Source organism: Streptomyces colwelliae (assembly GCF_048158785.1).
Taxonomy (GTDB): domain Bacteria; phylum Actinomycetota; class Actinomycetes; order Streptomycetales; family Streptomycetaceae; genus Streptomyces.
The window spans coordinates 1-9,898 of the sequence record NZ_JBLTJC010000372.1 but is presented as its reverse complement, the minus strand read 5'-3'; the positions used below and the strand labels follow the sequence as shown (position 1 = coordinate 9,898).

The 9,898-nt window shown below is 70.6% G+C and carries 10 protein-coding genes and 2 pseudogenes; 5 read left to right on the top strand and 7 right to left on the bottom strand.

All coding sequences use genetic code 11. The features are described from left to right. Positions 1–132, bottom strand: a pseudogene (locus tag ACNFOC_RS44290) (RNA polymerase subunit sigma-24); the annotation flags it as partial. On the opposite strand from ACNFOC_RS44290, the pseudogene ACNFOC_RS44285 reads away from it, so the two are divergent. After that, positions 128–418: pseudogene (locus ACNFOC_RS44285) on the top strand (SAM-dependent methyltransferase); the annotation flags it as partial. The pseudogenes ACNFOC_RS44290 and ACNFOC_RS44285 overlap by 5 nt on opposite strands. Positions 419–436: 18 nt before the next feature. Here ACNFOC_RS44285 and ACNFOC_RS44280 read toward each other — a convergent pair. Further along, on the bottom strand, positions 437–1,069 hold the full coding sequence (locus tag ACNFOC_RS44280; protein WP_416964670.1) for a response regulator: 633 nt from the start codon (positions 1,067–1,069) through the stop codon (positions 437–439). Positions 1,070–1,392: 323 nt separating this feature from the next. On the opposite strand from ACNFOC_RS44280, the gene ACNFOC_RS44275 reads away from it, so the two are divergent. Continuing rightward, the gene (locus tag ACNFOC_RS44275; protein ID WP_416964668.1) at positions 1,393–2,955 is read left to right on the top strand and encodes an alpha-L-arabinofuranosidase B; all 1,563 of its coding nucleotides are present in this window, start codon (positions 1,393–1,395) and stop codon (positions 2,953–2,955) included. On the opposite strand, the gene ACNFOC_RS44270 is transcribed toward ACNFOC_RS44275, so the two are convergent. From ACNFOC_RS44270 to ACNFOC_RS44255, 4 genes are read right to left on the bottom strand one after another with little or no spacing between them, the layout of a single operon-like run. Further along, positions 2,933–4,207 carry a sensor histidine kinase gene (locus tag ACNFOC_RS44270; protein WP_416964667.1) on the bottom strand — a complete coding sequence of 425 codons (1,275 nt, stop codon included), beginning with the start codon at positions 4,205–4,207 and terminating at the stop codon, positions 2,933–2,935. The two genes, ACNFOC_RS44275 and ACNFOC_RS44270, sit on opposite strands and share 23 nt — an antisense overlap. Before the next feature lie 17 nt (positions 4,208–4,224). Next, positions 4,225–4,941, bottom strand: coding sequence for an ABC transporter permease (locus tag ACNFOC_RS44265; RefSeq protein WP_416964666.1), 717 nt, complete (start codon positions 4,939–4,941; stop codon positions 4,225–4,227). Further along, positions 4,938–5,096 carry a hypothetical protein gene (locus ACNFOC_RS44260; protein ID WP_416964665.1) on the bottom strand — a complete coding sequence of 53 codons (159 nt, stop codon included), beginning with the start codon at positions 5,094–5,096 and terminating at the stop codon, positions 4,938–4,940. The genes ACNFOC_RS44265 and ACNFOC_RS44260 overlap by 4 nt, the downstream gene beginning before the upstream one ends. Beyond that, the gene (locus tag ACNFOC_RS44255) at positions 5,096–5,989 is read right to left on the bottom strand and encodes an ABC transporter ATP-binding protein (protein WP_416964669.1); all 894 of its coding nucleotides are present in this window, start codon (positions 5,987–5,989) and stop codon (positions 5,096–5,098) included. Before ACNFOC_RS44255 ends, ACNFOC_RS44260 begins: the two co-directional genes overlap by 1 nt. 357 nt (positions 5,990–6,346) lie before the next feature. Between ACNFOC_RS44255 and chsH3 the strand changes: the two genes are divergently transcribed. From chsH3 to ACNFOC_RS44240, 3 genes are read left to right on the top strand one after another with little or no spacing between them, the layout of a single operon-like run. After that, entirely contained in the window at positions 6,347–7,216 is an 870-nt protein-coding gene (chsH3, locus tag ACNFOC_RS44250) for an enoyl-CoA hydratase ChsH3 (protein WP_416964664.1), read from the top strand. Between the two features lie 56 nt (positions 7,217–7,272). After that, on the top strand, positions 7,273–8,349 hold the full coding sequence (locus ACNFOC_RS44245) for a Zn-dependent alcohol dehydrogenase (RefSeq protein WP_416964663.1): 1,077 nt from the start codon (positions 7,273–7,275) through the stop codon (positions 8,347–8,349). Between the two features lie 30 nt (positions 8,350–8,379). Beyond that, a complete protein-coding gene (locus ACNFOC_RS44240) occupies positions 8,380–9,360 on the top strand; it encodes a 3-oxoacyl-ACP reductase (RefSeq protein WP_416964662.1) in 981 nt (326 codons plus the stop codon). Positions 9,361–9,446: 86 nt separating this feature from the next. On the opposite strand, the gene ACNFOC_RS44235 is transcribed toward ACNFOC_RS44240, so the two are convergent. Then, positions 9,447–9,614 (bottom strand): hypothetical protein, encoded by a 168-nt coding sequence (locus tag ACNFOC_RS44235; protein ID WP_416964661.1) that lies wholly within the window; start codon positions 9,612–9,614, stop codon positions 9,447–9,449. Positions 9,615–9,898 lie beyond the last annotated feature (284 nt).

The following is a 9,898-nucleotide window of genomic DNA, read 5'->3' as shown; positions in this document are numbered from 1 at the left end:
GGCGAGCATTTCCATGAGGCCCGCCAGGTCGCCCTCGGCCGCCGCGGCGAGGAACCGCTCGGTGAGATCGCGGCGTTGGGCGGGGTCGACCTCGTAGCGCGGGCGGCGTTCGTCGACGTGTCTGCGGCGGCGCGTCAGCTACCTCGCCCTGCTGGACCAAGTCCTCGCCCCCGGTGGGTACTTCGCGCTCACCTGCTTCGCTGCCGGCGGCATGGGGTCAGAGTTGCCCGATATCGATCTCTACCGCGGCTCCGGGCTTCAGGGTGGGTTGGCCTACACGGCTGATGAACTGCGCTGGATATTCGGGGAGTTGGAGGTGGTCGAGCTGCGTCGGATGCGCGACGAACCGGACGGGTCGCCGTGGTTCGGGGAGGACTTCCTCTGGACGGCGTTGTTCCGCAGGGGGACCGGAGCGTAGGACGGGGGAACAGGGGGGTTACAGCCAGCCCTGTTGCCGGGCCTCCCGCATCGCCTCCATGCGGTTGCGGGTGGCTGTCTTGCCGATCGCCGAGGAGAGGTAGTTGCGGACGGTCGACTCGGAGAGGTGGAGTTTCGTGGCGATGTCGGAGACCGTCGCGCCGTCCACCGAGGCCTTGAGGACGTCGCACTCGCGGGCGGTCAGCGGGTTCGGGCCGGCGCTCAGCGCGGCGGCGGCGAGTGCCGGGTCGATGACCGTCTCGCCGGTCAGGACGCGGCGGATCGCGGCGGCCAGGTCCTCCACCGGACCGTCCTTCACCAGGAAACCCGCCGCACCCGCCTCCATCGCCCGGCGCAGATAGCCGGGGCGCCCGAAGGTCGTGAGGATCAACACCCGGCAGTCCGGGGCCTGTTCGCGGAGTTCGGCGGCGGCGTCCAGGCCGCTCATGCCGGGGAGTTCGATGTCGAGGAGGGCGACGTCGGGGCGGTGGGTCAGGGCGGCGTCCACGATCGTGTCACCCCGCCCGACCTGGGCGACGACCTCCAGGTCCGGCTCCATGCCGAGCAGCAGGGCGAGGGCGCCGCGCATCATGCCCTGGTCCTCGGCGAGCAGCACTCTGACGGATCTGGCGGGCCGGTGATCCCGGGGCATCTCATCCACGGGGCAAGGGTAAGGCCCGGGGAGACCCGGGGCGGTTATCAAAAACTCTTCATTGTTCGCGTCCGCGAGTCTTGACGGTCCCCCGCTGCGGGCAAACAATCGCCTCGGCATTCCGCAATCCCCTTGGAATTTCCCGTACCGGGCCGATTCCGGAAACCTTTCGACAAACTTTCGGCAGTTCGACATTTCGATCGCGAATGGGTTCGGCATATCGATCGAACAGCGTTCGGTATATCGACCAGAGTCGTTCGTGGTCCAACTCCAAGTACCCGACTCCACCCGCACCGCCCTACCCGCAACAGAAGAGGTGCACCGTGTTCCTGAGATTCCTCCGCACCCGGCCGCGCCGGCTGAGAAACGCCACCCTGGCCGCACTGTCCGCGCTCGTGACCGTCGTCGCGCTGGCCGTCGGCGTTCCGCAGGCCTCGGCCGCCACCTCGCTGCCGTGCGACATCTACGCCACCGCCGGCACACCCTGCGTCGCCGCGCACAGTCTCGTCAGGGCGCTCTACTCGTCGTACAGCGGCTCGCTGTACCAGGTGCAGCGGGCCTCCGACAGCGCCACCGCGAACGTCGGCCTGCTGGCGGCCGGGGGGTATGCCAACGCGGCGGCGCAGGACTCGTTCTGTGCCGGTACGACGTGCATCATCACCAAGATCTACGACCAGTCCGCGCGCCACAACGACCTCACGATCGAGGGCGCGGGCGGGGCCGGCGCCGCCGATGTCGGGGCGCCCGCGGACGCGCTGCCGGTGACCGTCGGCGGGCATCAGGTCTACGGCCTGGAGATCTCGGCCGGCATGGGCTACCGCGACAACTCCACCTCGGGCGTGGCCACCAACGGCGCCGCCGAGGGGATGTACATGGTGACCTCGGGCACCCACGTCAACGGCAGTTGCTGCTTCGACTACGGCAACGCGGAGACCAACAACCTGGACACCGGCAACGGTCACATGGACGCGATCAACTTCGGTACGGAGTGCTGGTTCGCCCCCTGCTACGGCAGCGGCCCCTGGGTGCAGGCCGACCTGGAGAACGGGCTGTTCCAATCGGACTCCGGGTACAGCAAGAACACGGCGAACACCGGTACCGGGGCGATACCGTTCGTCACCGCTTTGCTGAAAAACAACGGTCAGGACCATTTCGCGCTGAAATACGGAAACGCGCAGTCGGGGAGTCTCACGACCACCTATTCCGGGGGTGAACCCACCGCGAGTGGTTACTCGCCCATGCATCAGGAGGGCGCGATCGTCCTGGGCACCGGCGGGGACAACAGCAACGGCTCCATCGGCTCGTTCTTCGAGGGCGTCATGACCGCGGGCATACCGACGGACGCCGCCGACAACTCCGTACAGGCGAACATCGTGTCCGTCGGCTACGGCGGCTCGACCGGTACCACCGGGACGCTGGCGGCCGGTTCGGAGATCTCGCTGCGCGCGACCACCTCGTGCTGCACCGCCGACTACATCCGCCACCAGAACAACGCGGCGGTCGTCTCGGCCGTCACGTCGAGCAGTTCGGCACTCGACAAGGGCGACGCGACCTGGATCGTCCGCAGGGGCCTCGCCGACAGCTCCTGCTATTCGTTCGAGTCACGGAACTACCCCGGTGACTTCCTGCGGCACTACAACTACCAGCTCTACCGACAACCCATGGTCGGCACAACGCAGTTCAGACAGGACGCCACGTTCTGCGCGTCGACCGGCAAGAGCGGCACGGGCACCTCGTTCGCGTCGTACAACTACCCGGCGAAGTTCATCCGGCACTACAACCTCAACGTCTACATAGCGAGTGACGGCGGCTCCAACACCTGGGACAACGCCACCTCGTGGACGGACGACGTGAGCTGGGCCGTCACTGCTCCCTGGGCGCCGTAGCCACGACATGGGACGTCAACTCCGCGGCTTCCACCGGGAGTTCGGCGGTGACCGTGAAGCCGCCGTGCGGTGACGGGCCGGCCCGCAGGGAGCCGCCCGCCGCCGCGAGACGTTCCGCGAGCCCCTTCAGACCGGTGCCGCCGATGCCCTCGGCGGCACCGGTCGCCGCCCCCGTGTCCCCCGCGCCGTCGTCGGCGACGGTGAGGCGGGCGCGGTCCAGGACGCCGTCGAGGGTGATCTCGCAGCGGGTCCCGCCGCTGTGCCGTACGACGTTCGTGACCGCCTCGCGGACCACCCAGCCCAGCAGGGCCTCGGTCTGCGGGGTCAGCGGCGGGCCCGACTGGCGGACCACCGGGTCGATGTCGGCGGCGGACAGGGCGGAGCGGGCGCGGTCCAGTTCGGTGGCGAGGCTGCCCTCGCGGTAGCCGGTCACCGCTTCGCGGATCTCGGTGAGCGCCTGCCGGCCCACGGCTTCGATGTCGGTGATCTGGCCGAGCGCGGCCTCCATGTCGCGGGGTGCGAGGCGCCGGGCCGCCTCCGACTTCACGACGATCACCGACAGGGTGTGCCCGAGCAGGTCGTGCAGGTCTCGGGAGAACCGCATCCGCTCCTTCTCGACCGCGCGGCGGGCCAACTCCTCGCGGGCGGCGCGCAGTTCGCGTACGGCCTCGGAGAGGGAGAGGATCGCCGCGGTCACCATCGTCGATAGGAACGTGCCGTAGGCGACGTTGATCGCGGCCCAGCCCGCCCGGTACACGGAGACCGCGGCGGCGAGTGCGGTCAGCGCGAGGCCGACCTGACCGAGGCGCGGGCCGCGCACGACGGCGCCTGTGGCGAGGCCGAGCAGCGGGAAGAAGTAGAGCCAGCTGCCGCCGTAGCCGAGGGCGAGCCCGCAGGTGATCAGACCCATCACGATCAGCGCCACCAGGGTGGAGACCGCCTGGCGCTTCTCCTTCACGAAGGAGCGGAACACCACATAGATGTAGAGGGAGTTGAAGGCGAAGAGGCCCAGGCCGCCGATCCAGGGGTTGGGGGTCTTGCCCTGGAGGAGGTTGGAGAAGGAGCCCATGCCCATCAGCAGCCAGGGCAGCAGGGTGAAGCCGGTCGGCGGCGGACCCGGGTTCTCCGGAAACTCGCCCCTGCGGCGGGCCTCCTTCTGCGCGACCTTGAACTCCGCCATGTCGGCCTTCCACTGGGCCCGCGCGGCCCGCCACTGCCGTACCTGGCAGGTGATCCCTCGCATCCAGGACATCTCTCTCGCTCCCCCGGTCACACGGTCCGCCCGGTCCGGCGGTACGCCAGCACAGCGTACGAACCGAACGCGAGCAGCCAAGCGGTCAGCACCACGATCGCGCCGAGTGCCGGGGCGTGCCCGTCGGCGACGGAGGTGCCGAGCTCGGCGAAGCGGTTGGTGGGGGTGTAGTCGGAGACCGCGCGCAGCCGGCCGGGGAAGAGGCTGACCGGGAACCACAGGCCGCCGACCACCGCGAGCCCCAGGTTGCAGGCCATGTTCGCGACGCCGGTGGTCTGGGAGGTGAGCCCGTAGCCGTTGCCGAGGCCGAGCAGGGTGAAGGGGATCGAGCCGAGCCACAGCAGCAGCGCGATCGCCGCCCACTGCCAGGCGTCCAGCCGTACGCCGTTGACCAGGCCGCCCGCCGCGAGCACCGCGACGATCGCGGGCAGCACGGTCACCGAACCGGTCAGCGCCCGGCCGATCACGACCTGGCGCGGGGTCATCGGCGTCACCCGCAACTGCCGCAGCCAGCCGATCGCCCGGTCCTCGGCGACCCCGCCACCGGTGTTGAGCGCGGACCCGACCGCGCCGTAGGCGGCCATACCGACCATCGCCGTGGCCTTGTAGCCGCTGTCGTCACCGCCGAGGTTCGTGAACAGCAGGTACATCATCACCGGCATTGCGACACCGCCGATCACGAAGCCGACGTCGCGCAGGGTCCGGCGTACTTCGAGGCGCAGGTAGTCGATCATCGGACGGTCTCCGTGTCGGGGGAGGTGCGGGCGGGGAAGGTGCTGTTCGGGGAAGCCGGGGTGGCTTCGCGGCGGCGGGTCGTGGCCGTGTCGCCGGTCACCGAGCCGAGGTCACGCGTGGTCCGGCGGCCTGTGAGCCGCAGGCAGTCGCGCATCACACCGTCTCCGGTTCGGGTTCGAGTTCACGTGCCGTCAGCGCCAGGAACGCGTCGTCGAGGGAGGCCGGGGTGACCTCCAGGCCGCGGATCGCGTTGCGGGCGGCCAGGGCGATCACGGTCGCGTCCGAGTCGTCGGTGCGCAGCAGCGCGCGGTCGCCGCGGACTTCGAGGGACCGTACGCCGGGCAGCTGGGCCAGGTCATCGGTGGCGCGGCCGGCCAGGTCGAGGGAGACGAGGCTGCCGCCGGCCGCCCGTTTGAGCTGCTCGCCGGTGCCGTCCGCGATGATCCGGCCGCGGTCGATGACGACGATCCGGTCGGCGTGCGCGTCCGCCTCCTCCAGATAGTGCGTGGAGAACAGGACGGTGTGCCCGCGCCGCGCGTACGCCCGCATCGACTGCCAGAACGCGTGCCGCGCCTCCACGTCCAGCGCGGCGGTCGGCTCGTCGAGCACGATCAGCGACGGGTTGCCGGCCAGCGCCACGGCGAACCGCACCCGCTGCGTCTGCCCACCCGACAGCCGGTCCACCCGCCGCCCGGCCAGCTCGCCGATACCGGCCAGCTCCAGGGCCCGCGCGACGGGCATCGGCGCCGGATAGCGCCCGGCGACGAACGCGACCAGCTCGCCGACGGTGACCCGGGGCACCGCCCGCGACTCCTGGAGCATGGCTCCGACGAGTCCGTTCCGTACGGCCAACTCCGGGGCGGCGCCGAACAGTTCGACCGTGCCGGCGTCGGGCGCGTTCAGCCCGAGCAGCAGCGAGATCGCCGTCGACTTGCCCGCGCCGTTGCGGCCGAGCAGCGCGACCGTCTCGCCGCGCCCGATCTCCAGGTCCACACCGTCCACGGCACGCACCGCGCCGAAGGTCTTGACCGCCCCCGCGAAGGACACGGCACGCTCTGACCGGTCCGACGTCCCGCCTGCCGTCCCACCCGCCGCCCCACCTGTCTGTGTCATGGCTACGACGCTACGGATCCGCGCCCCTCGCCCGGCAGATGCGCATGTACGGACTCGGGCAGGACAAATGTCACGGGTGCCGGAACGGACGCCGGAACAGATGCCGGTACGGGCGCCGGTGCCGACACCCACCTGACGCACCGTCAGGAGCCTTCACAAGTGCGGGGCGCTCGGCTATACAGAAGGGCGCCGGACTGGAACGCGTTCTAGGTCGGCCCGTGACGACCTCGGTGCGGCCGACGGTGCGGACGGCCGCACCGAGGTCTTCGACCACCGGCGATCAGGAGCCCCATGCCCATCGACGCAGCCCAGGCCCTCGCGGCCGAACCCCGGACCGGCGAGATCTCCTGGACCACCAAGGACGTCCAGCTCTACCACCTCGGCCTCGGCGCGGGCACCCCCGCGACCGACCCCGACGAGCTGCGCTACACCCTGGAGTCCCGGCTGCACGTCCTGCCGAGTTTCGCCACCGTCGCGGGCAACGGCTCACCCGGCGTGATCAGCGGCCTGTCCATGCCCGGCGTCGAGGTCGACCTCGCCCGCGTCCTGCACGGCGGCCAGTCCCTGCGCCTGCACCGCCCGATCCCGGCCCAGGGCACCGCGATCAGCACCGGCAAGATCGCCGCCGTCTACGACAAGGGCAAGGCGGCCGTCCTCGTCATGCGCACCGAAGTCGCCGACGCCGACGGTCCGTTGTGGACCAACGACGCGCAGATCTTCGTACGGGGAGAGGGCGGCTGGGGCGGCGACCGCGGCCCCTCCGCCCGCCTCGAACCGCCAACGGGCGAGCCCGACAAGGTGGTTGAGCGTGCCATCCGCGAGGACCAGGCCCTCCTCTACCGCCTCTCCGGCGACTGGAACCCGCTGCACGCCGACCCCGAGTTCGCCAAGCTCGCCGGGTTCGACCGGCCCATCCTGCACGGCCTGTGCACCTACGGCATGACGCTCAAGGCGGTCGTCGACACACTGCTCGACGGCGATGTGAGCCGGGTGCGCTCCTACGACACACGGTTCGCCGGAGTGGTGTTCCCCGGCGAGACGCTGCGCATCCGCATGTGGCGGCAGGACGACACCGGAGCCGGCACCGTGCGGGTCGCGGTGAGCGCCGTCGAGCGGGACGACGCACCCGTCCTCGCGGACACGACCGTCGAACACTCCTGACCCCGAATGACCGCCGAACACTCTTGAGCCAGGCCCGAGTTGAGGGGAGCCGCATCATGCTCGCAGCCGTACTGCACGAGATAGGCCAGGACAAACTGGAGGTCCTCGACGACGTCGAGGCGACGGGCTTCGGGCCCGGCCGGGTCAGGATCCGGGTGCGCGCCACGGGGCTGTGCCACTCGGACCTGTCCGCGATGGCCGGCGTACTGCCACAGCCCGCGCCCTTCGTCCCGGGGCACGAGGGCGCGGGCGAGATCCTCGAAGTCGGCGAGGGCGTCAGCCACTTGAAGCCCGGTGACCGGGTCGTCGTCTGCTGGCTGCCGGCCTGCGGAGTGTGTCCCGCCTGCAAGCGCGGCCAGACCCAGCTGTGCCTGGCCGGGTTCATGAACGCGGGCACCCCCAACTTCAAGCGCCCCGGCGGAGATGTCTTCGGCTTCGCGGGCACCGGCACCTTCGCCGAGGAGGTCGTCGTCGACGCGGGCTGCGCCGTCCCGATCCCCGACGACGTGCCCTTCGACATCGCCGCCCTCATCGGCTGCGGGGTCACCACCGGACTCGGCGCCGCCCTCAACACCGCCGACGTGGAGGCCGGTTCGTCGGTCGCCGTCATCGGCTGCGGAGGCGTCGGCATCTCCGCGATCCAGGGCGCCCGGCTCAAGGGCGCCGCCGAGATCGTCGCCGTCGACCCCGTCGCCTCCCGCCGCGAGGCCGCCCTCAAGTTCGGTGCCACCAGGGCGATCTCGCCGGACGAACTGCCCGACGCCAAGCAACAGGTCACCGGCGGCGAGGGCTTCGACTACGTCTTCGAGGTCGTCGGCCGCTCCGCCACCGCCCGCACCGCCTACGAGAACACCCGCCGCGGCGGCACCCTCGTCGTCGTCGGCGCGGGCGCCCTCGACGACTACCTCCAACTCAGCATGTTCGAGCTGTTCTTCGACGAGAAGCGCATCCTGCCCTCGATGTACGGCGGGGGAGACGTGCTGCGTTCCTACGAGCGCACGATCGCCCTGTGGCGGGCGGGCCGCGTCGACCTGGAGAGCCTGATCACCCACCGCGTGCCGCTGGCCGACATCAACGAGGCCCTCGACCAGATGCGCCAGGGGACGGCCCTGCGCACGTGCATCGAGATCTGACCCCGATACCCCTGTGCTGAAAGGACCTTGATGTCGTCTGAAAGGACCTTGACGTCACTGCCACTTGAGGGCCTCTCCGCGATCGTCACCGGCGCCGGACGCGGGCTCGGCCGGGCCGAGGCGCTGGAGCTCGGCCGGCTCGGCGCGGCCGTCGTCGTCAACGACTACGGACAACCGGGCCGGGACGGCTCCGGTGAGGCCTCCGCGGGCCCCGCCGAACGGGTCGCCGCCGAGATCCGCGAGGCGGGCGGCCGGGCCGTCGCCCACACCGGGGACGTGGCCGACTTCCAACAGGCCGCCGAACTGGTCGAGTTGGCGATCGCCGAGTTCGGCAGGCTCGACATCCTCGTCAACAACGCGGGCATCCTGCGCGACCGCATGGTCTTCTCCATGACGGAGGGCGAGTGGGACGCGGTGATCCGGGTCCACCTCAAGGGCCACTTCAACACGACCCACTTCGCCGCCGCGCACTGGCGCGAGCGGTCCAAGGCGAGCGGCGCACCGGTGTACGGCCGGATCGTGAACACCTCCTCCGAGGCGTACCTCGCCGGTTCGGCGGGACAGCCCAACTACGCGGCCGCGAAAGGCGGAATCGTCGGCCTGACCACCTCCACGGCCCTCGCCCTCGCCAAGTACGGCGTCACCGCGAACGCCATCTGCCCACGCGCCCGCACCCGGATGACCGAGGACGTCTTCGCCGGTTTCCAGGAGCCCGACGACGGCCTCGACCCGCTGGCCCCCGAGCATGTCGCCCCGCTCGTCGGCTACTTGGCCTCACCCGCCGCCGAACGCGTCAACGGACAGCTGCTGGTCGTCCACGGCGGCATGGTCGCGATCGTCGAACGCCCGCACGTCCAGGCCAAGTTCGACAGCAAGCAGGACGTCTTCAGCTACGACGAACTGGACGCCGTACTCACTCCGCACTACGCGCGGCGGCCGGACGGCGAGACGTTCGCGGCGGCGGAGGTGCTCGGGCTCAAGCGGGAGCCGGACGGAGCGCAGGAGTCGTAGGAGCGGTGGGAAACGCGGCGGCCCCGCTCGTCGGAAGACGGGCGGGGCCGTGTCGTGCTCGGTGACGCAAGGCGCCTGACGTGTCGTCAGACGGACGCGTACCGGGACTGCTCGGACTGCTCGGACGGCTTGCGGTGCCGGCCGTGGGCGGCCGAATCGCCGTCCTGGGCCGAGACCGGGCCCCGGTGCTTGCCGTGACCGGAGGCCTCGTGTGTGTCGGCAGACATGGTCTGCGCGGTGTTCGTGTCGTTCATCGGAAACTTCACCCCGTAGCAACATGATCCTTCTTACAGCCCGGCGATCTTATCCAGCCGTTCCCAGGGTGAAGCGAGGCGGATTGCCGTCCGGAACGACTTCGTTACCGAGCCGCACCACTTTGTTACCCGACGGCCACCCGGCCTTTGAGCGGAGCCTCCCGCAAGGGCACCGGACGCGGTGCGACCGGCACCGGAGGATCCGGTTCCGACGGCTTGGGCGCGGCCTCCCCAGGCGCACCCGCCGTCCCGTCCCGAACCGGATCCCCCGGCCGTGCTTCCCC